This is a genomic window from Bradyrhizobium sp. 604_D8_N2_3 (assembly GCF_051810765.1).
GTDB lineage: Bacteria > Pseudomonadota > Alphaproteobacteria > Rhizobiales > Xanthobacteraceae > Bradyrhizobium > Bradyrhizobium barranii.
Genome location: NZ_JBPWPM010000001.1, coordinates 2,086,065 through 2,110,796, shown reverse-complemented (window position 1 = coordinate 2,110,796; position 24,732 = coordinate 2,086,065). Strand labels below are relative to the sequence as shown.

Annotated in this window: 22 protein-coding genes; 7 read left to right on the top strand and 15 right to left on the bottom strand. The window is 64.6% G+C overall.

What is annotated here, in order from left to right; genetic code table 11:
- Window positions 1-9 precede the first annotated feature (9 nt).
- Both AB7245_RS09820 and AB7245_RS09815 read right to left on the bottom strand, forming a co-directional pair.
- Complete coding sequence (locus AB7245_RS09820; protein ID WP_085399129.1) at window positions 10-1,914, bottom strand: diguanylate cyclase domain-containing protein; 1,905 nt, start codon at window positions 1,912-1,914, stop codon at window positions 10-12.
- A 188-nt stretch (window positions 1,915-2,102) separates the two neighbouring features.
- The gene (locus tag AB7245_RS09815) at window positions 2,103-2,318 is read right to left on the bottom strand and encodes a hypothetical protein (protein WP_071917675.1); all 216 of its coding nucleotides are present in this window, start codon (window positions 2,316-2,318) and stop codon (window positions 2,103-2,105) included.
- Between the two features lie 108 nt (window positions 2,319-2,426).
- Between AB7245_RS09815 and hemE the strand changes: the two genes are divergently transcribed.
- Window positions 2,427-3,461 carry a uroporphyrinogen decarboxylase gene (hemE, locus tag AB7245_RS09810; protein ID WP_085399116.1) on the top strand — a complete coding sequence of 345 codons (1,035 nt, stop codon included), beginning with the start codon at window positions 2,427-2,429 and terminating at the stop codon, window positions 3,459-3,461.
- Between the two features lie 118 nt (window positions 3,462-3,579).
- Here hemE and hemC read toward each other — a convergent pair whose 3' ends face one another.
- Genes hemC through AB7245_RS09795 form a run of 3 tightly spaced genes read right to left on the bottom strand, consistent with a single transcriptional unit; the run spans window position 3,580 to window position 6,855 of the window.
- Window positions 3,580-4,560, bottom strand: coding sequence for a hydroxymethylbilane synthase (gene hemC, locus AB7245_RS09805; protein ID WP_085399117.1), 981 nt, complete (start codon window positions 4,558-4,560; stop codon window positions 3,580-3,582).
- Between the two features lie 25 nt (window positions 4,561-4,585).
- On the bottom strand, window positions 4,586-6,211 hold the full coding sequence (locus tag AB7245_RS09800) for a GMC family oxidoreductase (protein WP_085399118.1): 1,626 nt from the start codon (window positions 6,209-6,211) through the stop codon (window positions 4,586-4,588).
- A gap of 53 nt (window positions 6,212-6,264) precedes the next feature.
- A complete protein-coding gene (locus AB7245_RS09795) occupies window positions 6,265-6,855 on the bottom strand; it encodes a TetR/AcrR family transcriptional regulator (protein WP_085399119.1) in 591 nt (196 codons plus the stop codon).
- 100 nt (window positions 6,856-6,955) lie between these two features.
- Between AB7245_RS09795 and AB7245_RS09790 the strand changes: the two genes are divergently transcribed.
- The 3 genes from AB7245_RS09790 to AB7245_RS09780 all read left to right on the top strand — a co-directional run bounded on the left by AB7245_RS09790 (window position 6,956) and on the right by AB7245_RS09780 (window position 10,096).
- Window positions 6,956-7,321, top strand: a complete 366-nt coding sequence (locus AB7245_RS09790) for a nuclear transport factor 2 family protein (protein WP_085399120.1) — start codon at window positions 6,956-6,958, stop codon at window positions 7,319-7,321.
- 370 nt (window positions 7,322-7,691) lie between these two features.
- A complete protein-coding gene (locus tag AB7245_RS09785; RefSeq protein WP_085399130.1) occupies window positions 7,692-9,653 on the top strand; it encodes a putative bifunctional diguanylate cyclase/phosphodiesterase in 1,962 nt (653 codons plus the stop codon).
- Window positions 9,654-9,946: 293 nt separating this feature from the next.
- Complete coding sequence (locus AB7245_RS09780; RefSeq protein WP_166084486.1) at window positions 9,947-10,096, top strand: hypothetical protein; 150 nt, start codon at window positions 9,947-9,949, stop codon at window positions 10,094-10,096.
- A 6-nt stretch (window positions 10,097-10,102) separates the two neighbouring features.
- Here the strand turns inward: AB7245_RS09780 and AB7245_RS09775 are convergent, their stop codons facing one another.
- The 5 genes from AB7245_RS09775 to pgm form a co-directional block, all read right to left on the bottom strand.
- Window positions 10,103-10,546: a DoxX family protein gene (locus AB7245_RS09775; RefSeq protein WP_071917677.1), complete on the bottom strand. Its 444-nt coding sequence runs from the start codon at window positions 10,544-10,546 to the stop codon at window positions 10,103-10,105.
- Between the two features lie 241 nt (window positions 10,547-10,787).
- Window positions 10,788-11,768, bottom strand: a complete 981-nt coding sequence (locus tag AB7245_RS09770) for a PDR/VanB family oxidoreductase (RefSeq protein WP_085399121.1) — start codon at window positions 11,766-11,768, stop codon at window positions 10,788-10,790.
- Between the two features lie 10 nt (window positions 11,769-11,778).
- On the bottom strand, window positions 11,779-12,540 hold the full coding sequence (locus AB7245_RS09765; protein ID WP_028148569.1) for a GntR family transcriptional regulator: 762 nt from the start codon (window positions 12,538-12,540) through the stop codon (window positions 11,779-11,781).
- Window positions 12,541-12,545: 5 nt separating this feature from the next.
- On the bottom strand, window positions 12,546-13,595 hold the full coding sequence (locus tag AB7245_RS09760; protein WP_187387662.1) for an aromatic ring-hydroxylating dioxygenase subunit alpha: 1,050 nt from the start codon (window positions 13,593-13,595) through the stop codon (window positions 12,546-12,548).
- A 289-nt stretch (window positions 13,596-13,884) separates the two neighbouring features.
- Window positions 13,885-15,531 carry a phosphoglucomutase (alpha-D-glucose-1,6-bisphosphate-dependent) gene (gene pgm, locus AB7245_RS09755; protein ID WP_354078978.1) on the bottom strand — a complete coding sequence of 549 codons (1,647 nt, stop codon included), beginning with the start codon at window positions 15,529-15,531 and terminating at the stop codon, window positions 13,885-13,887.
- Window positions 15,532-15,677: 146 nt separating this feature from the next.
- Here pgm and AB7245_RS09750 point away from each other — a divergent pair, with 146 nt between their 5' ends.
- Window positions 15,678-16,820 carry an alpha/beta hydrolase family protein gene (locus AB7245_RS09750; RefSeq protein WP_085399123.1) on the top strand — a complete coding sequence of 381 codons (1,143 nt, stop codon included), beginning with the start codon at window positions 15,678-15,680 and terminating at the stop codon, window positions 16,818-16,820.
- A gap of 34 nt (window positions 16,821-16,854) precedes the next feature.
- Here AB7245_RS09750 and AB7245_RS09745 read toward each other — a convergent pair whose 3' ends face one another.
- Window positions 16,855-17,670 carry a response regulator transcription factor gene (locus tag AB7245_RS09745; RefSeq protein ID WP_063979731.1) on the bottom strand — a complete coding sequence of 272 codons (816 nt, stop codon included), beginning with the start codon at window positions 17,668-17,670 and terminating at the stop codon, window positions 16,855-16,857.
- A gap of 297 nt (window positions 17,671-17,967) precedes the next feature.
- Between AB7245_RS09745 and AB7245_RS09740 the strand changes: the two genes are divergently transcribed.
- Together AB7245_RS09740 and AB7245_RS09735 are read left to right on the top strand one after the other, a co-directional pair.
- A complete protein-coding gene (locus tag AB7245_RS09740) occupies window positions 17,968-19,125 on the top strand; it encodes an acyltransferase family protein (RefSeq protein WP_085399124.1) in 1,158 nt (385 codons plus the stop codon).
- A gap of 111 nt (window positions 19,126-19,236) precedes the next feature.
- Entirely contained in the window at window positions 19,237-20,085 is an 849-nt protein-coding gene (locus AB7245_RS09735) for an MBL fold metallo-hydrolase (RefSeq protein ID WP_085399125.1), read from the top strand.
- A 25-nt stretch (window positions 20,086-20,110) separates the two neighbouring features.
- Here the strand turns inward: AB7245_RS09735 and AB7245_RS09730 are convergent, their stop codons facing one another.
- From AB7245_RS09730 to gmd, 4 genes are all read right to left on the bottom strand, one after another.
- Window positions 20,111-20,995 carry an aldose 1-epimerase family protein gene (locus AB7245_RS09730; protein WP_085399131.1) on the bottom strand — a complete coding sequence of 295 codons (885 nt, stop codon included), beginning with the start codon at window positions 20,993-20,995 and terminating at the stop codon, window positions 20,111-20,113.
- Window positions 20,996-21,119: 124 nt separating this feature from the next.
- Window positions 21,120-22,433 (bottom strand): UDP-glucose dehydrogenase family protein, encoded by a 1,314-nt coding sequence (locus tag AB7245_RS09725; protein WP_166084326.1) that lies wholly within the window; start codon window positions 22,431-22,433, stop codon window positions 21,120-21,122.
- A 176-nt stretch (window positions 22,434-22,609) separates the two neighbouring features.
- Window positions 22,610-23,551, bottom strand: a complete 942-nt coding sequence (gene fcl, locus AB7245_RS09720) for a GDP-L-fucose synthase (protein ID WP_439034216.1) — start codon at window positions 23,549-23,551, stop codon at window positions 22,610-22,612.
- Window positions 23,532-24,602 (bottom strand): GDP-mannose 4,6-dehydratase, encoded by a 1,071-nt coding sequence (gene gmd / locus AB7245_RS09715; protein WP_354113356.1) that lies wholly within the window; start codon window positions 24,600-24,602, stop codon window positions 23,532-23,534. Before gmd ends, fcl begins: the two co-directional genes overlap by 20 nt.
- Between the last annotated feature and the right edge of the window lie 130 nt (window positions 24,603-24,732).

Below are 24,732 nucleotides of genomic sequence, written 5' to 3'. Positions count from 1 at the left end.
GATGATGAGCTACAGCCCTGACGCTTTCGGCAGCAGGCTCGCCACCTCGACCGACATCATCAGGCGGTCGCGCCCACCCTGCTTCGCCGCATAGAGCGCCTGATCGGCTGCCTCGACGAGCGAGCCCACGCCGGCGGTGCGTTCCAGCGCGGGCCGGCAGGCCGCGCCGCCGAGCGAAGCGGTGACGCAGCCCGACGCGTGATTGGTGCTGTGGACGAGGCCCGCCTCGCGGATCGCCCGGCGGATCCGCTCGCCGATCCGCGCGCAGCCGGCGGCATCGGTGTTCGGCAGCAGCATGGCGAATTCCTCACCGCCGTAGCGCGCAGCCAGATCTCCGGCGCGCTGCATCTCGGCCGCGATGACCTTCGCCACCACGCGCAGACAGGCATCGCCTGCGGGGTGGCCGTATTCGTCGTTGTAGGCCTTGAAGTGATCGACGTCGATCATCAGCAAAGCGAGGCTGGAGCGGTCGCGATAGGCGCGCGCCCATTCCTCCTTCAACCGTTCGTCGAAGCGGCGGCGGTTGGCGAGCCCGGTGAGGCTGTCCTCGATCGCGAGCGTCTCGAGCCTGGTCTCCAGCTTCTTCTGCTCGGTGATGTCGCGCGAGATCGCGACCACCCCGTCGACGCTGCCGTTTTCCTTGCGCGTCACCCGCATGGTCGATTCGAGCCAGACTTCCGAGTTTTGCCGGTGCGCGTTGCGATAGGTGACGCGCGCCTCGTCCTTTTCGCCACGCTTCATGGCATCGACGAGCGCCTGGACCTGCGGCCGATCATCCGCATGGATGCCGGCGAGCGCCGGCGTTCCGATCAGCTGATTGGGCCGCCAGCCGACGACGCGAACCGACGAGGGCGAGACATAGCGCAGCCGCTCGTCGAGCCCGATGCGGGTCACCATGTCGCTGGAGCCTTCCGCGAGCAGGCGGAAATGCGCCTCTTTCTCGACCAGGGCCGCGGCCATGCGCTGGCCCCGCTGCAACTGCCGCACCAGCACCGCGCCGATGACCGCGATCAGCACGACCAGCGCGAGCACGTAGAGCATGCGAGAGATCGCCGCGGCTCGCCAGGGCGCCAGCAGCTCGGCCTTGTCGACCATGGCAAGCAGGACGAGCGGATAACGGCCAGAGCGCTTGAAGAAGCTGACGCGCTCGGCGCCGTCCAGCGGCGACCTGAAATGGTATGCGCCGCCCGGCTGCTGCAGGCTCGCGTCGCGGAATAGCGGGGTGTCGGCGACGCTGCGGCCGACGAACCTGTCGTTGCTTGGATTGCGCGCGATGATCATGCCGTCGCCATGCACGAGCGCCACGGAGCTGTTGCGGCCGAGCTCGAACTGCTCGTAGAAATGCGCGAGATAGTTCGCGCTGATGGTCGCAAGCACGACGCCGCCGAAGCTGCCGTCCTGCTTGTTGAAGCGGCGCGACAGGGTGACGACCCATTCGCCATCGAGCTGGCTCCGCACCGGATGGCCGACATGAGGCTCCCGTTTCGAGGACAGCTGGTGATGACGGAAGAAAGCGTCGTCGCTGAGCGTCGAGCCGATCGTGCCCGGCGAGGTCAGCCAGTTGCCCTGGTCGTCGATAATGGCGAGGCTGTGAATGCGCGCGATCGCCTTCTTGCGCGCCTCCAAGAGGTTCCTGAGCTTGGCGATCGTGGCGGGTTCGGCGCCGTCCATCTCCAGCCGGCTGACGACGCCGACGACGCCGGAATCCAGCAGGTCGAGGCTGTCCTCCGCATGCTGCGTCAGCGAGCGCGCAACATTCGCCATCTCGGTCTCGGCGCCCTTGAGCACGGCATCGCGCGCGGCCCATTCACGCCAGCCGCTGACGCCGAGGATGGTCGCACAAGTGAGCACGACGAACGCCGCCGCGCGCAACGGCAGGCGGCTCCATCCGGCTCTTTGTGAGGCGACGGTCATGCGGCAGAAATCTCCGATCGCCGGAACTTCCACCGCTTCTGTTATTGAACCCTGAAACGCTTGAGGACATTCGCAGCGTTATGCGGGTTTTCCCGTACTCCTACGGACTGGAGCGTCGCTGGATCGCTAACAATGCGTTAGCGACCCTATCGGAAACCGAGCGCCCCGGCGCTCGCTGAACGTCGGCCTTAGCTGAAGATCGACTTAACCTTGTCCCAGAGCGAGGGACTGTCGGCGTCCGCATCGGCCTTCGACGGTGTCGGCTGCGCAGCGCTGACCGGATCGGACGCAGGGAAACTGTCCTCCAGCCCGGCTTCAAGCCTGGTATGGCGATCGGCGGCCAGCGCCTTGCCAAGATCATCAGCGTGCTTGTCGTGCGGCGCGGGATTGAATGTCTCAGCCATGGAGTCCTCCTCGATTGGGAGGTCAACGCGGTGCATTTGCGCTGGTTCCACTGTTCCGCTCCGGCTTCCGGCAGTGTATCAGGAACCTCAATCTTGATAGGACCGTCCGTGCCCCAGTCTGCGACAAAGCCCTTCATCGACGTGCTCTCCGGCCAGCGCCAGGCTACCCCGCCCATGTGGATGATGCGGCAGGCCGGGCGTTATCTGCCGGAATATCGCGAGGTGCGAGCCAAGGCCGGCGGCTTCCTCGATCTCTGCTTCAACCCGGAGCTTGCCGCCGAAGTGACGCTGCAGCCGATCCGCAGGTTCGGCTTCGATGCGGCGATCATCTTCTCGGACATCCTGGTGATCCCCTATGCGCTCGGCCGTTCCGTGCGGTTCGAGGTTGGCGAGGGTCCGCGGCTGGAGCCGCTGGATGATCCCGCAAAAGTCGCGACACTCGCCGCGCACGCCGACTTCAGCAAGCTCAAACCGGTGTTCGAAGCGCTCAGGCTCGTGCGCGGTGCGCTCGATCCCAAGACCGCACTGATCGGCTTCTGCGGAGCGCCGTGGACGGTGGCGACCTACATGGTCGCAGGCCAGGGCACGCCCGACCAGGCGCCGGCACGGATGATGGCCTACCGGCATCCGGAGGCGTTTGCGAAAATCATCGACGTGCTCGTGGAGAACTCGATCGAATATCTGCTGGCGCAACTCGCGGCCGGTGCCGATGCGTTGCAGATCTTCGACACCTGGGCCGGCGTGCTGCCGCCGGCCGAGTTCGCGCGCTGGTCGGTCGAGCCGACCCGGCGCATCGTCGAAGGCGTGCGCGCAAAAGTGCCCGATTCGAAGATCATCGGTTTTCCGCGCGGCGCCGGCGCGCAACTGCCCGGTTACGTCGAGGCGACCGGCGTGAATGCCGTCAGCATCGACTGGACTGCCGAGCCGGCCTTCGTCCGCGAGCGCGTGCAGAGCCGCGTCGCCGTTCAGGGCAATCTCGATCCGCTGGTGCTGATCACAGGCGGCGCTGCGCTCGATCGCGCTGTGGACAACGTGCTGGCGAACTTTGCGCAAGGGCGCTTCATCTTCAATCTCGGCCACGGCATCCAGCCGGAGACGCCGATCGCCCATGTCGAGCAGATGCTGAAGCGCGTGCGGGGCTGAGGCTCCGCGCCGTCATTGCGAGCGCAGCGAAGCAATCCAGAATCTCTCGGCGGTGACAGCCTGGATTGCTTCGCTACGCTCGCAATGACGGATGCTGTACGTACTGCGCTCTCAAAATTTAGCGCGGCCGGCTGCGCTCGATGATCTCGGCGGCGCCCTTCGTCAGCAGCTCCAGTCCCACCGCACGGCCGAGCTCGCGCGGGCGGTTGGCGGGGCCCGTGTGCGAGGCTTCGATGATGGTGTTGCCGGAGAGGTCGAGCACGGACGCCGTCAGCGACATCTGATCGCCTGCGATGGTCGAAAAACCCGCCACCGGCGAATTGCAATGGCCGTTGAGCACCCACAGCACCTCGCGCTCGGCATCGGCAGAAGCGTGCGCAGAGGGATCGTCGATCGATGCCAGGATCTGCCGCGTCTGCCAGTCCTGCGCGGCACATTCCACGGCGACGATGCCCTGCCCTGCCGCGGGCAGCATCTCCGCCGCGGAGAATTCATAGGCGATACGGTGCGAGAGGCCGACGCGGTCAAGACCGGAACGCGCCATGATCAGCGCATCGGCGGGACCAACCGCGCCGCCATCCGGCAACTTCTGCTTCTCGCCATTGTCGAGTTTTCGCACGCGGGTGTCAGCGGCGCCGCGGAAGTGGATCACTTCGACATCGGGAAACAGCCGCCGCGCATAGGCGGCGCGACGCACGGCGTTGGTGCCGATCTTGAAACCCTTGCCGCGCGACTGGCGCAGCGCTTCCAGCGTCACCCCATCGCGCAGCACCAGTGCGTCACTCGGGGGATCGCGCGATAGCGTAGCGCCGATGACGAGGCCGGGCGTGTCCTCGTTGCCAGGCATGTCCTTCAGCGAATGCATCGCGGCCTGCAATTCGCCGGAGAGCACGGCAGCGCGGATCTGCGCCACGAAGGCGCCGCCCTTGCCGCCATGCGGCAGCAGCTTGCCGGTCTGGTCGAGATCGCCCGTGGTGTCGAACTTGACGATCTCGACATCGAGATCGGGCATGGCGGCGGTCAGGCGGCGCGCGATCTCTTCCGTCTGCGCCAGCGCCATCGCGCTCTTGCGTGTGCCGATCTTCAGTCGCGTAGCCAAGTCGAATGTCCTTTCAGCGCAATGTTTATCGCGCATCCTCCAATATCATGTCGGAGGCCTTTTCGGCGATCATGATGATCGGCGCGTTGGTATTCCCCGACACGAGGTCCGGCATGATCGAACCGTCGACGATGCGAAGGCCTTCGAGCCCCCTCACCTTCAGCCGCTGGTCCACCACCGCCAGCGCGTCATTGCCCATACGACAGGTCGAGGTCGGATGGTAGATGGTGCTGCCGCGCTCGCGGCAATAATCGAGCAGCTCTCCATCCGTGGATACCTTTGCGCCAGGATCGTACTCGCTGACCACGAACGGCTTCAGCGCCGGCGCATTCAGGATCTTGCGCAAGATCTTCAGGCCTTCGACATTGGTGGTGCGATCGGTCTCGGTCGACATGTAGTTGATGCGGATCTCCGGCGGCGCGGTCGGGTCCGCGCTTTTGATGCGCAAGGTCCCGCGGCTTTCGGGCCGGAGCTGGCACACCGACGCCGTGAACCCGGAAAAATCATGCAGCTTCTCCCCCATCTTGTCGGTCGAGAACGGCAGAAAGTGCACCTGGATGTCGGGCGAAGCGAGGCGAGGATTGGTCTTGAAGAACGCGCCCGCGGTGCCGGCCGCGATGGTCAGCCAGCCCTTCCGGAACAGCGCATAGCGCGCGCCGGCCAACGTGCGGCGAAACGGATTATTGACGGTGTCGTTGAGCGTGATCTTCTGCGAGCAGCGCATCACGATGCGGACCTGCATGTGGTCCTGGAGATCGTGGCCGACGCCCGGCGCGTCCAGCACGACATCGATGCCGTGCTTGCGCAAGAGATCGGCAGGGCCGACGCCGGAGAGCTGAAGGAGCTGCGGCGAGTTGTAGGCGCCGCTCGACAGCACGACCTCTTTGCGCGCGCGGGCCCGGCGCACGGTTGTGCCTTGCCGGTATTCGACGCCGACCGCGCGGCGTGCCTCGAACAGCACGCGCTGGCCGAGCGCCTCGGTCTCGACCTTGAGATTGCTGCGCGTCTTCGCGGGTCCAAGATAGGCCACCGCCGTCGAGGCACGGCGGCCGTTGCGCGTCGTGGTCTGGAACAGACCGACGCCCTCCTGCGTGGCGCCGTTGAAATCGGGGTTGTAGGGCAGACCGGTCTCGACCGCGGCATCCATGAAGGCCTTCGACAGCGGATCGGTCACGACCATGTTGGACACCGGCAGCGGGCCGCCGCTGCCGTGATATTGATCGGCGCCACGCGCCTGGTTCTCGGCTTTCTTGAAATAGGGCAGCACGTCGTCATAGCCCCAGCCGGCATTGCCGTGCTGGCGCCAGCGATCGTAATCCTCGTGCTGGCCGCGGACATAAAGCAGGCCGTTGATCGAGCTCGATCCGCCCAGCGTCTTGCCGCGCGGCTGGAACACCTGGCGCCCCTTCAATTCGGGCTCCGGTTCGGTCTGATACATCCAGTTGACCGTCTTCTCCTTGAACAGTTTTCCGTAGCCGAGCGGCACGTGGATCCAGATGTTGGAATCCTTAGGTCCCGCCTCGAGCAGCAGCACGCTGTGCTTGCCGTTCGCAGACAGCCTGTTGGCGAGCACGCAGCCAGCGGAGCCGGCGCCGACGATGATGTAGTCGAACTCAGGATCGGACGGCGCGAGGGAGGAATTTGCGTTCATGCGCTACTGTTCTTTTTGTTGGTGTGGGCGTTTCCGGTTCGTCACTAGCACAATCATGCGCGTAGACGCAGCGCCTCGACCAGTGACTTGAACGCACGGGCATATTCCGCCCCTGCCCTTGCGATATCCGTGCGCCCGGCGCAGGCGACCGCCGCCTCCGTCACCGCGCCGAGCAGCAGCCGCGCCAGCGGCTCGACCGGTTGCTTTGCGATGAGGCCGGCCTCCATCGCCACCGACAGCGCGCGCGGCATCTTACCGCCAAAATGCTGCGCGTCGATCTCCCGCCAGCGCTCCCAGCCGAGCACGGCCGGGCCGTCGCGCAGGATGATCTGACCTGTCGGGCCCTTGGCGGTCGCCGCAAAGTAATGCTGCGTGCCGGCGACCATCGCGGCGAGCACGTCCTTCTCGGCGCGCGCGGTGCGGTCGATCTCGGCGACGAGATCGCGCGAGACAGAATCGAACACCGCTTCGAACACCACCTCCTTGGTCTTGAAGTGATGATAGACCGCGCCCTTGGCAACGCCCGCGGCCGCCGCGATGTCGTCCACGGTGGTCGCGGCAAAGCCCTGCGTCCCGAACAGGCGCCGCGCCTCCGTCAGGATCGCCTCGGATGTCGCCGCCCGCCGCTCCGCCTGCTTTGCCATCGCTCCCGTCTAGTCCAATTCGTCGCACCCGGCCAGTTGACTTTTCGACTACCGGTCGGTATTTACCGACTATCAGTCTGTTTTAATCGTGAGGTGCGCCATGCCGAGCCGTGACGTCGTCGAAGCTTTTGCGAAGCGGTTGGAGGATGGGGAGTTTGTCGAAGCGATCGAGCAGTACTACACGTCCGATGCCGCGACCTATGAGAACAACGCCGCCCCGACAGTCGGCCGCGACAAGCTCGTCGCCAAGGAGCGCGGCGTGCTCGCGGCCTCCAGGAAGGTCAAGGCCGTCCGCATCGGGCCGAGCCTGATCGAGGGCGATCACGTCGCGACACGCTGGCGGTTCAGCTTCACCAATGCCGAAGGCGTCGTCCGAACGCTGGATGAGATCGCGTGGCAGACCTGGCAGGGCGATCAGCTGATCGAAGAACGGTTCTATTATGATCCGAAGCAGCTCGGGCGGTGACGTTCGGCACATTTGGCAACAGAGCGGGCTGGCAGCCTCCTCGCGGCCATCCTTCGAGACGCCCGCCTTCAGCGGGCTGCTCAGGATGAGGCCTGCTCCGCGGCAACATCTTAGACCCTCATGGTGAGGAGCGCAGCCTTGCGGCGCGTCTCGAACCATGAAGGCCGAGCGCGTTCTGCGATCGGCCCACTGTTACAACCGTAACGCGGGGCGCCGCATTTGTATCGATTTGTTATCGATACCCTCGCTTGAACACGCAGAAGTGGCCATGGCGATCGTGGCCAGCGGGGATAATTCATATTTCGTCAAAGGTTTGCAGCGAATCCTCCTGATCGAGCCGGACAAACGGCCCATGCTGCTAGGCCCTGGAATGCGGACTCAAACGACCAGCTATTTCGCGCGGCTGTTCGCCGGCGATCTGTCGGCCTTTGGCGGTCCTGCAACCGACGAAGCCGTCGCCGGACATATCCGCGCCGATCAGATGTCACTGGTGCTCGGCTACTCCGTCGGCATCATGCTTGCCAATGCCTGCAACGCGGCCGTACTCGCCATCGCGCTCTGGCATTCGCCGGACTGGAAGTTTGCGTTGGCCTGGGCCGCGATCGTGGCCGGCGCCGCGATCGCGTTCGGCCTGCAATCCCACGCCTCGCGCCGGATCACAAAACCGCAATTCGTTTCGCGTCGGGCGATGCATCGGCTGGTGCGCAACGCCTTCGTGCTCGGCGTTGCCTGGGGCATCGTCCCGGTCGCCTTCTTCGCGAATGCCGCGACCGGCGGCCAGCTCGTCATCACCTGCCTTTGCTCGGGGATGCTGGCCGGCGGCGCACTAGCCTTCGCCACGATCCCGATTGCGGCCATCGCTTTCACGAGCCCCATCTTCGTCGGCATCGCCATCTGCCTCGGCCGCGACGGCGATCCCGCCTATGTGCTGATGGCCATCCTGGTGGTGGTTTACGGCAGCGTGCTGCTGCGTGCGGTGTTCGTCAATTCATTCGCTTTCGCGCGGCGCGTGATCCGGCAGATCGAGGCCGAGCGCACGGTCCGGCAGGATCCCCTCACGCTGTTGCCCAACCGCTTCGCCTTCAACGAGACGCTCGAAGCCGCGCTCCGGCGGATGGCCCTGTCCGGCGAGGAATTCGCGGTGCTCCTGCTCGACCTCGACCGCTTCAAGGAAGTCAACGACAAGTTCGGCCACCCCGCCGGCGACGAATTCCTGATCCAGGTCGCAGGCCGGCTGCAACGCTGCACGCGCGCGGCCGAGCACGTCGCGCGAATTGGCGGCGACGAGTTCGCGCTGGTGATGGCCAATCTGGCACGGCCGGAGGATGCGCTCGAGATCGCCGAACGCTTCGTCGCGGCCTTCGACGAACCGTTCCAGATCGAGGGCCGCCAGATCGCCGGCGCGACCAGCGTCGGCATCGTGCTGGCGCCGCGCGACGGCACCACGCAGCTCGACATCATGAAGAATGCCGACGCGGCGCTGTATCGCGCCAAGAAAGCAGGTCCCGGCACGGTCTGCTTCTTCGAGGAAGCCGATGACAGGGTGTCACGCGATCGCAAGGCGCTGCAAGCGGACCTCGAAGGCGCCATCGCCAGAGACGAGCTGTTCCTGGTGTTCCAGCCGTTCCTCGATCTCGGCGAGAACCGCATCACCGGCTTCGAGGCGCTGCTGCGCTGGCAGCATCCCCGGCGCGGACTGGTGCCGCCGAGCGAATTCATCCCGATCGCCGAGGAGACCGGGCTGATCCACGAGATCGGCGAATGGGTGATCCGGCGTGCCTGCGCGACGCTTTCGGACTGGCCGGAGGACATCAGGGTCGCCGTGAACTTCTCCGCCGCGCAGTTTCACAGCACCGGCATCCTCCAGACCATCGTGCAGGCGCTCGCGGACGCGAAGGTCGCCCCGCACCGGCTCGAGGTCGAGATCACGGAATCGATGCTGCTGTCGAAATACGGCTCCGCGGCGTCAATCCTGAACGCGCTGCTCGAGCTTGGCATCACGGTGGCGCTAGACGATTTCGGCACCGGCTTCTCCTCGCTCACCTATCTGCGCAAGCTGCCGTTCAGCCGTATCAAGATCGACCAGTCCTTCATCCGCGACATGCTGGTGCAGCCCGACTGCGCCGCGATCGTGAAGTCTGTGATCTCGCTGGCGCGCGACCTGCGCATCGGCGTGGTTGCGGAAGGCGTCGAGACCGCCGACCAGCTCGAGTTTCTGCGCCAGTTCGGTTGCGACGAAGCGCAGGGCTATCTGATCAGCCGGCCGGTGTCGGCCGATGGCGTTCTGGCGCTGTTGAACACGAAAAAGCAGCGGGCGACTTACGCGGCGTAGGGAAATACTCGCAAATGTGAGGCGGTCCGCTTCCAGGGGTGAAGCAGACTCGCGCAGGGCAGAATTTCTTCAAGCCACCCTTTGCAAATGAATCACTGCCAGGCAGTTCTGCATCCCGCGCCAGTCTTCGCGGTCATAGGGTTGGTCTGCATCCCTGACCTAAGGCTGTCCGCTGTTTTGAGAGCGTTTCCGAGTGTTTCGGCGCGCTACCACTCTCAAGACGGCTTGCCGTGTCGGCCCCATTAAGCAACACTTGCCTCATTTCAAAGTAATTATTTTTGAGGGGCATCATCATGCCTGAGATATTTGAAGTCGTGCTGTGGTGTGCCGCGCTTGCGACATGGTTGATGCTTCTCTTCGCCCTCGTGAGCAAGACCCTGAAACAGCTCTCAAAGAGCATCCGCCGCGCGATAGAGGAAGCTTTCAAGCCCGACTTGAAGTGATCTCGGCTACGATGCCCGATCGAAACTGAACCGGCCCGCCCCGGTGACGAAGATCAACATCGCGCCTCCCATGATCGAGACATTCTTCAGGAAGTGGTTGTATTGACCGATCTGCTGCGCACCCGCGGGATACTCCCAGTAGCGGTGCGCAATAGCCGTTGCCGCCAATACGAACACAAACGTCAGAATTGCGCAGTAGCGCGTACCGACGCCCAATATCAAACCAACGGATATCAATACTTCCAGTACGATGTTCGTCATCGTGAACAGCTCGGGTGCTGGAAGATTCAGGGACCTGAAATACCCCACAGAGCCGCTGAAGTTGGATATTGCTCCATACGCGCTTCCGACGAATACCCACGCGAGGAGAATGCGGCCGATTAAAATCAGCGCGTCAGCTCGCCCTGTGGCGAACGCATCGACTGCCAGCGAGACAGAATTGGATTTCATGGCAGAACCTCCACCCTTGCTGTCCAAGACCGGCTGAACGCATCTATTGCCGAGAGCAAACCTATCATGATTGGTGGACCGCACGAAGCGCTCTTGCCGGCCCATTGACGCTGCAAAGCCCGCTTCGTCACCGCCCTTAGCTGCCTCGCCAGGACGACCTGCACCCGCCCGCTCCGAAAGTAGGGCGGATGCGCGAGCCTTCAGGCTGATCGCGGTTTCCGAGTACGCCTTCCAGCTCCGGTCAGACCGCATCTTCCCGGAGCAGCGTGTCCACGGTGATGGTACCGCGGGCGCGGGAGACGCAGGCGCAGATCTTCTGGTTGCTTTGCTTCTGGTGATCGCTGAAGAAGACGTCGCGATGATCGATCTCGCCGTCGACCTCGACCACGTCGATCGCGCACAGGCCGCATTCGCCGCGCTTGCAATCGTACATCACGTCGTGTCCGCTGGCATTGAGCACATCAAGCATCGAGCGCTCGCGCGGGATTTCGAGCTCGACATCGGTCCCCTTCAGGCGCACGCGAAACGTCTCGGTCGGCAGCGTGCCGCTGGAGCCGAAGGTCTCGTAGCGGAGATCGGGAAGCGGATGGCCGGCGCCGATCCAGGCGTGGCGCGCGGCATCCAGCATCCTCATCGGGCCACAGAACAGCGCCAGCGCACCTTGCGGCAATGATCCGAACAGCGCATCGAGGTCGAGTCGCCGGCCCTCGTCGCTCGCGTGAACGAGCAGGCGCTCACCGAGCATTTTGGCGAGATCGTCGAGATAGGCGGCATCGGTGCGCGAGCGCACGGCATAATGCAGCGTGACATCAACGCCGCGACGCGCCAGCGCCTGTGCGGCGCCAAGGATCGGCGTGATACCGATGCCGCCAGCGATCAGGCAATAGTTTTCGCGCGTCCAGTCGACTGCGAGCAGCGAAGCCGGCCGGGTGATGTCGAGCCGAGCCCCGGGGGTGAGCTGCCACATGTAGCGCGAGCCGCCGCGGGAATCCTCGGCGCGGCGCACCGCGATCCTGAATCCGCGCGAGGACGCCTCACCGACCAGCGAATAGGATCGCGTCTCCGGCAGGCCGTCGATGGTCACGCTGATATTGATGTGGCTGCCGACCGGATAGGCCGTGCCGTCGAACTGATCCGGCAGGATCAAGAATTCGCGGATGCCCGGCGCAAGATCGCGCGTCGCGACCAGCGTTGCCGGAATCCAGGTTTCGATGAAGCGCATGGCGATTGCCCTAGTCGGTTGCGGTCCTGATCAGCGCGAGCGCCGGCAAGAGGTCGAGATGGGTGCGGTTGCGCAGCGCAAGCCGCAGGTTTCGCACTGCGAGGCGCGCGTGCTCGCGCATCACGGCCTCGGCGCGGGCGCCTTCGCGGTTCTCGATGGCGTCGATCACGACGCGATGGTGCTCCTGCCCGATGATCAGAATCTGCTGCGCCTCGGGCAGCGCCGATTGCGCCATCACGAAACCGCTTGGCGAGGCGAACGGCAGCGCCGAAGCGCGGTCGATCTGCCGGATCAGCGGCGGGCTGCGCGACAATTCCGTGAGCAGTGCGTGGAAGCGCGCGTTCAGCGTGACATAGGATGAGAACGCGTCGACCGAGATCGGCACCTGGCGCAGCAATTCGTCAATTGCGGCAAGGCACTCCTTCAGCGGCTCGAGCTCGCGCGCGGAAACGCCGCGCTCGGCTGCGAAGCGCGCGGCGAGCCCTTCGAGCGTGCCGCGCAGCTCGATGGAATCGGAGATGTCGCGCTCGGAAAACGCCTTCACCATGAAGCCGCCTGAGGGAATCGCCTCCAGCAGGCCTTCCTCCTCGAGCCGCACCAGCGCCATGCGCACCGGTGTGCGCGAGGCGCCGGTCGTCTCCACCGCCTGCAGCTCGGAGATGCGCTCGCCGGGCCGTAAGCGACCCGACAGGATCTGGTCGCGCAGCGCGAGCTGCGCCTTCACGGTCTGCGAGACGGAGCGGTCGACCTCTCGCTCGGGCGCTGCTTTCACCTGGCCTACTCCGCGGCCTGGAGCTGCTGCGGCGCGCTTTCCTTCGCCACCATCCTGTCGATCAGCTTGCGCGTCCACATCGCACCGGCATCGATGTTGAGGTTGTAGAAGATCCGATCGGGGTTCTCGTCCATGGCGCGCTGCTGCGCCTCGAGGATCAGTTCGTCCTCGTGGAAGATGCCGGAGACGCCTTCGCGGATCTCGGTGGTGATGCGCTGCTCGCCGATCTGATAGTTGCGCACGAAGGCCCAGAAATAGTGGCAGGTCTTCTCGGTCTCCGGCGTGATGGTGTTGAGCACGAAACCGTTGACGCCCTGCGAGCGGTCGCCTTCGGGCGCGCCGGTACCTGTCGGCGCCACGCCGACATCGATCGCGATCGTGCACGGGGCTTCGAAGCGGATGATCTGCCAGCGGTCGACGAGGCCGGGCTTGCCGAGCTGCTTGGCCCAGAACGGCGGCGCCTCGATGCCGCGCATCCAGCGCGTCACCGTCACCGTCTTCTCGCCATGGGTGACGTCGAACGGCGCCTCGGCGACCGCATCGTTGCCGATCGACGAGCCGTGCACAAAGGTCTCGTGGGTGAGGTCCATGAGATTGTCGAGCACGAGGCGGTAGTCGCAATTGACGCGGATGGTCTTGCCGTCGCCGGCCCAGGCCGGATCGTGATTCCAGTGCATGTCAGGGACGAGCGCGGGATCGGCGAGCGCAGGGTCTCCCATCCAGAGCCAGATGTAGCGATGACGCTCGACCACGGGATAGGCGCGGACACAGGCCGACGGATTGATGGTCTCCTGCGAGGGCATGAAGGTACAGCGCCCCTGCGCATTGTATTTCAGGCCGTGATAGCCGCAGACGACGGTGTCGCCTTCCAGCCGGCCCTTGGACAGCGGCACCAGGCGGTGCCAGCAGGCATCCTCCAGCGCGGCCACCGAGCCGTCGGCCTTGCGGTACATCACGACATGCTTGCCGCAGATCGTCCGCGGCAACAGCGCCGGCTTGACGTCGGCGTCCCAGGCCGCGGCGTACCAGGCGTTCATCGGAAAGGGTTTTGTCACGGGTCGCTCTCCCAAGCGCTTATGAATACGTTATGTATACAATAGCGGAGAGGTAGAATCGTTCAAGGCTAAATATGGCGTATTTGGATACCTATTATCTTGGTTATGTATACAACTATACCGGAAGTCATTCCCCGCGAAGGCGGGGAATCCAGTACGCCGCAGCTCCTCCGCATCACGGCACGGCCGCGGCGTACTGGATCACCCGCTTTCGCGGGTGATGACAGCGGAGAATGCGGCAAACACTTCCTCGGAGCAGCAACCGAAGAGTCGTCCTGGGCTCGGCGCCCTACGCCCCGAACACCTTCTTCAGCCCTGCCTGGGCCTCTTCCTGAATCCGCTTCAGGTGCTCGGTGCTGCGGAAGCTTTCCGCGTAGATCTTGTAGACGTCCTCGGTGCCCGACGGCCTTGCGGCGAACCAGCCGAAATCGGTTTCGACCTTGATGCCGCCGAACGGCTGGCCGTTGCCCGGCGCCTTGCCCAGCGTGGCGCGGACGGGATCGCCGGCGAGGTCCTTGAGGCCGAGCTGCTCGGGCGTGACGGACTTGAGGATGTTCTTCTGGGGCGCAGTGGCGGCGACGTCGATGCGCGCATAGTGCGGCACGCCGAGCTCGGCAGTGAGGTCGTTGAAGAGCTGGCTGGGATCGCGGCCGGTCTTCGCCATGATCTCGGCTGCGAGCAGGCCGAGGATGATGCCGTCCTTGTCGGTGGTCCACACCCCGCCGTCGCGGCGCAGGAACGAGGCCCCTGCACTCTCCTCCCCGCCGAAGCCGAATCCGCCCGTGAGGAGGCCGTCGACGAACCATTTGAAGCCGACCGGCGTCTCGACCAGCCTGCGGCCGAGCTTCTTGGCGACGCGGTCGATGATCGAGCTCGACACCACGGTCTTGCCGATCGCGGCATCCCTGCCCCAGTTCGGGCGGTTCGCGAACAGATAGGAGATCGCGGTCGCAAGGTAATGGTTCGGATTCATCAGGCCGCCGGTGCGCGTCACGATGCCGTGGCGGTCGGCATCGGTGTCGTTGGCAAAGGCGACGTCGAAGCGGTCGCGCATCGCGATCAGGCTCGCCATCGCGTAAGGCGAGGAACAATCCATGCGGATCTTGCCGTCCCAGTCGACGGTCATGAAGCGGAAGGTCGGATCGATCGCCTCGTTCACGACGGTGGCCTTCAGGCCGTAGCGCTCGATGATCGGATGCCAATAATGCACGGCGGCGCCGCCGAGCGGATCGATGCCGATATTGATTCCGGCGGATTTAACCAGATCGAGATCGACGACATTGCCGAGATCGGCGACGTAGGGCGTGATGAAGTCGTAGGCGTGCACGTTCGCGGATTTGCGCGCCTTGGCGTAGTCGATGCGCTTCACGCCCTTCAGGCCGTCGGCGAGATAGGCGTTGGCGCGCTTCTCGACCACGGAGGTCGCGTCGGTGTCGGCCGGGCCGCCATGCGGGGGATTGTATTTGTAGCCGCCGTCCTCGGGGGGATTGTGCGAGGGCGTGACGACGACGCCGTCGGCAAGGCCGCTAGCGCGGCCCTTGTTGTAGGTCAGGATCGCGTGCGAGATGACAGGCGTCGGGCTGTAGCCGCCGTCCTTGTCGATCATGATGTCGACGCCGTTGGCGGCGAACACCTCGACGGCGCTGACCAGCGCCGGCTCGGCCAGCGCGTGGGTGTCGATGCCGATGAAGAGCGGACCGGTCAGGCCCTTTTCTGTCCTGTAGTCACAAATTGCCTGCGTGGTCGCGAGGATGTGGCCCTCGTTGAAGCTGTTCTTGAACGATGTGCCGCGATGGCCGGAGGTTCCGAACGCCACCCGCTGCGTGGGATCGCCGACATCGGGCTTGCCGGCGAAATAGGCCGTCACCAGCCGCGGAACATTGGTGAGCGCGTCCGGCGAGACCAGCTTGCCCGCCGCGGGGTCAACATCAGCCACTGAAATATCCTCGTCCTGTCGTGCAGAGTTTGTGGATTACCATAGCATCGGCCGGGCCCCCGCCAAGGGCACAACACGCGCGGTTGGCTGGCCGTTCCTGAGATCATGCTATGGTCTTTCAAATCGGGGCTTTTTCGAGTCGGGGCATGACGCTGTTTCACAGGCTCTTGGTTGTGCTGATGGCCTGGCTTGCGACCGCTGGCATCGTGACCAATGCGACGGCCGCGGAGTTCTACACGGAAGACCTGCGCATTCCGATGGCGGAGGCCGGGCCGCAGGGGCTGGAGGCCTTTCTCGTCCGGCCGGCCGGAACGAAGCGCTATCCGCTCGCGCTGCTCAACCACGGCTCGCCGCGCAGTTTCGACGACCGCGCGACCATGTCGGCGCACAAATATTACGGGATCGCGCTCGAATATGCCCGGCGCGGCTTTGCCGCGCTGATCGTGATGCGGCGCGGATATGGCACCTCGCCCGGCGGGCGCGTCGACAGCGTCGGCGTTTGCGCGAATGCCACCTATCTGCCGGCGGCGGCGGTTGCGATCGCGGATTTGCGCGCGGCGATCGATGCGATGGGGCGCAGGGCCGACGTCACGACATCGGGCATGATCGCGGCCGGCCATTCCGCCGGCGGGCTTGCCACCGTCGCGCTGACCGCGCAGGCACCGAGTGGTCTCGTCGCCGCGATCAGCTTTGCCGGCGGCCGCGGCTCGCGCGATGACGACGACGTCTGCAACAAGGACGGGCTGGTGCAGGCGTTCGCCACGTTCGGCAAAACCTCGCGCGTGCCGATGCTGTGGGTCTATGCGGCCAACGATTCGTTCTTCGGTCCCGATCTCGCGCGCCGCCTCTATGACGGATTTCGCGGCAATGGCGGTCACGCGAAATTCATTGCGGCGCCGCCTTACGGCGATGACGGCCACTATCTCTATTCGGTGGTGGGCCGCCCGCAATGGACGCCCTATCTCGACGCCTTCCTGCGCGAGCGCGGGCTCGGCCATGACATCCTGAGCCTTCCCGATCCGCTGCCGCCGCCGGGCCAGCTCAACGAGGCCGCGCGCGCCGAATTCTCCCGCTATCTCGCCAGCACCATGCCGCACAAGGCTTTTGCGGTGTCGCCGAACGGCGGTTACGGCTGGCGTTCGGGCCGCACGACCGCCGACGACGCCCGGCGCGATTCGCTTAGCGCCTGCATGAAATGGTCGCCGACCTGCACGCTGTATGCGGTCGATGACCAGCTGGCCGGGGCGACGCAAAGGACATCGACGGATCAGAGCGCCCGCGCGCGATAGGCGCGAGGGTGATCGGATCTTTCGACGGATAAGGCTAGAGCCGCTCGCTGAGCGCGAGCTTGTAGCCGACGCCGGTGACGGTCGCGATCACGGGCGTGCCGCTGCCGACGAGCTTGCGGCGCAGCCGCGCCACCAGCGCGTCGACCGTCCGGATATCGACCTCGGCCTGGCGGTTGCTGACGACCTCGATCAGATAGTCGCGGCTGAGCGGCCGGCCGTCGGCGCCGACCAGCGCCGCGAGCAGATCGAACTCGGCGCGCGTCAACGCCACCGGCTTGCCGTCGCTGCCGAGCAGCTCGCGCCGGGTCAGGTCGATGATCCAGTCGCCGAAGGCGATCGAATTGTGGTTGCGCGCGGCCTTGCGGTCGATCGAGCGCCGCCGCAGCACGCTGCGCGCGCGCGCGAGCAGGTCGCGCAGATTGATCGGCTTGGTGACGTAATGGTCGCCGGCGATCTCGAGGCCGAGGATACGATCGACGTCGGTGTCGCGGCGCGTCACGAAGATGATGCCCGCGTTGCTGGTCGCCTGGATCTCCTTGGCGAGCTCGAAGCCGTCGCCGTCAGGCAACTGCACGTCGAGGAAGACGAGATCGGTGCGCGAGCGCAGCGCCTGGCGGCATTCCGCGCAGGAGCCGGCGCCGACCACGTCGAAATTGTTCTCGCTGAAATAGCCGACCAGCATCGTCCGCGTCACGGGATCGTCTTCGACGACGATCAGCCGTTCGCGGCCGGCAGGCCTCAATTCCTGACGTGCGGAATCAACCACGTTGTTGGATGTCCTGTGTGCTTGTGGCGCGGCTTGAAAGTTCAAGTCGTCGCGCAGCGCACTGTCCTGTGAACGAACATTCACGACTTATTCGAGCCCCCGAGATTGCCTGCTGGAATACTAGGCGTGTTGTGCTGCCCGAACAATATTGGTCATGGTATTGGCGTATTAAGTATGAATTGCCCCACAATTCTCATCGCGCGCATCATCATGCCGGCGTGGCGCGTGCGAGCGACGACCAGCCCCCTCGACACCGCCGATCCCGTACATTCGGCATCAGACTCAACCGCTGGTTAACGTAAAGAAAGGCTTCGGCTTCGAAACAGCCGGCCGCGCCTCTATGGTCTCCGCTTGCAGATGCGAAACCACGGAGCAGGCGTGATGCAGGGGCAGGCCCGGTTGGCCGCCGAACGAACCGAGCAAGGTGCAACGCCTTTCGGCCGTTCTCACACGCTCGACGTCCTGCGCGGCCTCGCCATCGTCGGCGTGATGGCGATCCACGTCTCACAATCCTTTCCTTCAAAGATCCACGCCCTCGACTTCGCCTTCATGTGCGGCTGGACCGGCGTCAACGTGTTCTACTTCGTCAGCGCCATGACGATGTGCCTGATGTGGACGCAGCGCACCGAAACCGACCCGACGCGCAAATTCTACATCCGGCGCTTCCTGCGCATCGCGCCGCTGTTCTGGCTCGCGATCCCGGTTTACCTCGCCGTCAACGGCACGGGTCCCAGCTACAACGCGCCCAACGGCATCGGACCGCTCCAGGTGATCCTGACCGCGACATTCCTGCACGGCTTCTGGCCGGACAGCGTCAACAGCGTCGTGCCGGGCGACTGGTCGATCGCGGCGGAAATGACGTTCTATCTCGTGTTCCCCTTCGTGATCACGGCCTTCGGATCTCGCCGCCACCTCTATCTTGCGCTCGCGATCGCGCTGCATCTCGTCAATGTCTGCCTGTTCAAGCCGTGGGCCTTCGCACTGTTCTCGGCCTATTATGGTCCCGGCCACGAAGCGTTCGTGTGGAACGCATTGCACATCAGCTTCCTGAACCAGTTGCCGGTCTTCCTCGTGGGCTGCGCGCTGTTCTTCTCGCTGCGCGACGGCTTTGCGAAGTCGGATGCCGCGATCTTTGCCGCCTTCATCGCGCTGTCCTTCATCGCCGACCGCGCGACCGGCTCGCATGAATTCAACTATTTGATGATCAACCTCGTGCTCGGCGCGCTGGTTGCAGGTTGCATCCGCCTCGCGATCCGCTGCCGGCCGATCGAGGCGCTCGGCCGCAACTCCTATTCGATGTACCTGTCGCACTTCGCGGTGATCTACGGCCTGCGCCAGATCTGGCCGCTTACGGACGGACTGGTCTCGCTGCTGATCGCCTATGCCGTCACCGCCGCGCTCAGCTATCTCGTCGCACGCGCCACCTGGCATCTGGTCGAGCGGCGCGCGCAGGATTTTGCGCATCGCCTGACGTCCGCGGGATCGGACCGGTCAACGATCCGGCCAACCATCGCGGCCACTGTGGCCGGTCTGCACTGACGCGCGACTTGTCTAGCTGACGCCTTCGAATCTAAAGTACGCCACGAGCGATCTTCAGACACGCTGGGGCGGCGTGATCAGATCGACCGGCTTCACGCTGGAGTAGGCGCCATGGAAGTCATACTGCTCGGCACCGGCGGCCCACGCCCGGACCCGCGCCGCATGGCGACGACCACGCTGATCAGGCTCGGCGAGGAGAATATCCTGTTCGACGCGGGCCGCGGCGTCATGGTGCAGCTCCACAAAGCCGGCGTGCCGCTCGGCGCCATCGACACGGTCTTTCTCACCCATCACCACTTCGACCACATCGGCGACCTCTATGATGTGATGCTGAATTCGTGGATGCATGGGCGCAAGGACGATCTGCGCATCTACGGTCCGCCCGATACCGAACGGCTCGTCAACACGCTGATCACACAGGTCTACGACAAGGACATCGCTTGGCGGGATCAGGGCGAGCCGACCTTTGGCGGATGGAAGCCGGTCGTCGCGACGGACATCATTCCCGGCCCCGTCCTCGACACCGGTCGCTGGAAGATCAGCGCCGAGCTCGTCTCACATGGCGACGGTCTCGACATGTCGCCGGCGTTTCTCGCGCGCTGGATGTGTCTCGGCTTCCGCTTCGAAGCCGAGGGCAAGGTCATCGCGATCTCCGGCGACACGGTCCCCTGCCCCGGTCTCGAGCGGCTGGCTGAAGGAGCCGACCTACTGGTGCAGTGCTGCTTTCTCGCAACACCTGAAATCAACAACGACCATCTCCGCCGGCTCGCGAAATACACGATCGCCTGCGGCGATACGGTCGGCAAGATCGCAGCCAAGGCCGGCGTCAAGAAGCTTGCGCTGACCCATCACCGTCCGCGCACCGACGATGCCATGCTGGATGCGTTGCTCGCGGACGTCAGGAAGGACTATTCGGGTCCCGTCGTGCTCGGCGAGGATCTCACGCGAATCGAGGTCTGAGGACTGCGCGATGCGCCGTCCGGTTTCAGGACGATCCAACCTCGATCCGGTACGACAGTTCTTCGTTCGCGCCGGCCGCGATGTGCATCAGACCAGGCTTGTCGCTGAACTCGCCTTCGAAACCGACGGGACTGGCATAGCCGCGCCACGGCTCGATGCAGAGGAACGGCGCGCCTGTCGGTTTCGACCAGACGCCGAGCTCGCGAAAGCCGCGCCATGACATTTTGAGCCAGGGCCCGCCCCCTTGCCCGGCCGCATAGCGGACCGCATGGCTGTTGACGGGGTCGAGGATGACGGCGTCATTGGTGAACAGGGATTCCGACAAAGGAAGCACGGTGCCTCTGACGGGGCTCGGATCCGTTGCCGCGAGCAGGAGTCCGCCCTCGACACGGCGAACCGGAGACGGCTCCTCGTTCGTGAACGTCAGCGCGTAGCTCTCCTTCGACATTCCAGGCTGAAGCGGCCAGTTGAAGGCGGGATGGCCACCGAGCGACACCGGCAATGTCTCCTTGCCAGTGTTCACGACCGTGAGCGAGAGATCGAGACCAGCGTCGTCGATCGCATAGGTGGCGGTCAGGCGAAATGCGAACGGATAGAGCGCGCGCGTTGTCTCGCTGTCTTCGAGCGCCAGGGTGCAACGGTTCTCGCCGCGCTCTACCCACGCGAACCGGCTGTCGCGCGCAAAACCGTGCTGGGTCATCCGGTAGGTCTTGCCCCGGTGCCGCATTTCGTCATTGGCGAGACGCCCGACGATCGGAAACAGCAGCGGCGCGTGGCGTGGCCAGGCCGGCCCTGCCTGCCAGACAAATTCGACACCGCTGCCGTTCTTCAACGAGCACAGCTCGGCGCCGTGTGCCTTGATGGTCGCGGTGAGCCCGCCACTGCGGATCGTGTGCGTGTCGTCGGTCATGACAATCTCCATCGCGGCAACGAGGCCAAACGCGGCGACCTGATGCGACCGGATCATAACGCATCAGAAACGATTTCGCCCGCCCCAGGATGAGGCGGGCGAACCCGAACTTCAAACGACTGGCTTAGGCCTGGGACGATCGCCCGATGCTCTCGTAGGTGAAGCCGGCGGCTTGCATCTCTTCGGGCGGGTAGATGTTGCGGAGATCGACCACGACGGGCTGGGTCATGGCCGCCTTCAGCCGGCCGAGATCGAGCGCGCGGAACTGCACCCATTCGGTGACGATGACGAGCGCATCGGCGCCTTGCGCGCAGGAATAGGCGTCCTCGCAATAGGTGATGTTCGGCAGCTCGCCCTTGGCCTGCTCCATGCCGACGGGATCGAAAGCCTTGACCGTCGCGCCCATGTCGATCAGGCCGGTGACGAGCGGGATCGACGGCGCATCGCGCATGTCGTCGGTGTCGGGCTTGAAGGTGAGGCCGAGCACGGCGATGGTCTTGCCGCGCAAGCTACCGCCGAGCGCCTGGCTGACCTTGCGCGCCATCGCGCGCTTGCGGTTCTCGTTGACGGCCAGCACGGATTCGACGATGCGCAGGCTCACGTCATAGTCCTGCGCGATCTTGATCAGCGCCTTGGTGTCCTTCGGGAAGCAGGAGCCGCCGAAGCCGGGCCCCGCATGCAGGAACTTGGTGCCGATGCGGTTGTCGAGGCCGATGCCGCGCGCGACCTCCTGCACGTTGGCGCCGACCTTTTCCGACAGGTCCGCGATCTCGTTGATGAAGGTGATCTTGGTCGCGAGGAAGGCGTTCGCGGCGTATTTGATCATCTCGGCGGTGCGGCGCGCCGTGAACATCAGCGGAGCCTGGTTCAGCGACAGCGGGCGATAGACGTCGCCCATCACCTTGCGGCCGCGCTCGTCGGAGGTGCCGACGACGACGCGATCGGGATACTTGAAGTCGCGGATCGCAGCGCCCTCGCGCAGGAATTCGGGGTTGGAGGCGACGACGACGTCGGCCGCAGGGTTGGTCTCGCGGATGATGCGCTCGACCTCATCGCCGGTGCCGACCGGGACGGTGGACTTGGTCACGACGACGGTGAAGCCCGACAGCGACTGCGCGATCTCGCGCGCGGCGGCGTAGACATAGGACAGATCGGCGTGACCGTCGCCGCGGCGCGAGGGCGTGCCGACCGCGATGAAGACGGCATCGGCGTCCGCGACCGGCTTCGACAAATCGGTGGTGAAGTCGAGCCGCTTGGCCTTCACATTGGTCGCGACCAGCTCGTCGAGGCCGGGCTCGTAGATCGGAATCTCGCCGCGATGAAGCGCCGCGATCTTCTTCTCGTCCTTGTCGACGCAGGTGACGTCGTGACCGAAATCCGCAAAGCAGGCTCCGGACACCAGTCCCACATAGCCCGTTCCGATCATCGCGATTCGCATGAAAAACTCTTTCCGTTGAAGACGGATGTTCCACTGAACACCCTAGACCATTTCTGTATCCGGCCGCACGCCCAACATTAGGGCAGGTTGCTTCGCGAACCGAATAAACCTTAACCGCCGCGCGTGACAGGCGTTGCGGTCATCTCCTGAAATACGCGACATGCATTGGTTGCATTCTACGTATGCGAGAGATACGCCGCGTAAGCGCGTCTCACGCCATCCTCGAGCGAGGTCGTCGCGCGCCAGCCGAGCTTGGCGAGCCGGCTGACGTCGAGCAGCTTGCGCGGCGTTCCGTCGGGACGCGAGGTGTCGAAACTGATCTCGCCGCTGTAGCCGACGATGGCGGCCACGACGCGCGCGAACTCGGCGATGGTGATGTCCTCGCCGGTGCCGATGTTGACCAGCTCCGCGCTCGAATAGGTCTTCATTAGGTGCACGCAGGCATCCGCCATGTCGTCGACATAGAGGAACTCGCGCCGCGGCGTGCCGGTGCCCCACACGATGACGCTCTTTGCTTCCGAAACCTTCGCCTCGTGGAAGCGGCGGATCAGGGCGGCGACGACGTGGCTCAATTCAGGGTGATAATTGTCGCCGGGGCCGTACAGATTGGTCGGCATCACGCTGATGAAGTCGCTGCCATACTGGCTGCGATAGGCCTCCGCCATCTTGATGCCGGCGATCTTGGCAATCGCATAGGGCTCATTGGTCGGCTCCAGCGGGCCTGATAGCACGGAATCCTCGCGCAAGGGCTGCGGCGCCAGCTTCGGATAGATGCAGGACGAGCCCAGAAACATCAGCTTCTCGGCGCCGTTGAGATGCGCGGCCTGGATCACGTTCGCGGCAATCGCGATGTTGTCGTAGATGAACTCGGCACGCAGCGTGTTGTTGGCGACGATGCCGCCGACCTTGGCCGCGGCGAGGAAGATCACTTGCGGCCGCGTCCTGGCGAACCAGTCGAACACGGCGGCCTGGTTGCAGAGATCGACCTCGCGCCGGTCGACCGTGACGAGGTTGACGTCCTCCCGCGCCAGCCGGCGCACCAGCGCGGCTCCGACCATGCCGCGATGGCCGGCGACGTAGACGCTCTTGCCCCTCAGCTCAAACGGTGCGTTTGCCACTGGCCGCATCCCGTTTTGCCTCCGCCAGGTCGCTCATCATCATCTCCTCGACGAGCTGGGCAAAGCTGCGCTTCGGCGTCCAGCCGAGCACCTCGCGCGCCTTGCTGGCGTCGCCGACGAGGAGATCGACCTCGGTCGGGCGGAAATAGGTCGGATCGATCTTCACCACCGTCTTACCGCTCGTCTCGTCGACGCCGGTCTCCTCGACGCCCTTGCCACGCCAGGCGATGCGGCGGCCGACATGCGCAAAGGACAGCTCGACCATCTCGCGCACCGAGCGCATCTCGCCGGTGGCAAGCACGAAGTCGTCGGGCTTGTCGGCCTGCAGGATCCTGTGCATGCCCTCGACATAGTCCCTGGCATGGCCCCAGTCGCGCTTGGCTTCGAGATTGCCGAGATAGAGCGTCTGTTCCAGCCCGACCTCGATACGCGCGACGCCGCGAGTGATCTTGCGGGTCACAAAGGTCTCGCCGCGGATCGGGCTCTCATGGTTGAACAGGATGCCGTTGCTAGCGAACATGCCGTAGGCTTCGCGGTAGTTCACCGTGATCCAGTAGCCGTAGAGTTTTGCAACGCCATAGGGCGAGCGCGGATAGAACGGCGTCGTCTCCTTCTGCGGGATCTCCTGCACCAGGCCGTAGAGCTCGGAGGTCGAGGCCTGGTAGAACCGCGTCTCCTTCTCCATGCCGAGGATGCGGATCGCTTCCAGGAGGCGCAGCACGCCGATGGCGTCGGCGTTGGCGGTGTATTCCGGGCTCTCGAAGCTGACGGCGACGTGGCTTTGGGCTGCGAGATTGTAGATCTCGGTCGGCCGGATCTGCTGCACCAGGCGGATCAAATTGGTCGAATCCGTCATGTCGCCGTAATGCATCAGGAACGGCACGTTGCCGACATGCGGGTCCTGGTAGAGGTGATCGACGCGCGCGGTGTTGAACGAGGACGAGCGCCGCTTGACGCCGTGCACGACATAGCCGAGCGACAGCAAATATTCGGCGAGATAGGCGCCGTCCTGACCGGTCACGCCGGTGATGAGAGCGATCCGCTCAGCCATGGGCCCGCGCCTGGTTCGGGGTCAAAGAGGTTCAGAGGGACGGGATAACCACCGTTCGCGCCCGCTGACAAGGCCGCCGGCGGTCAAAAGCGCAAGAACCAGCGCAAGAACCGGCTTAAGAGCCGGCATT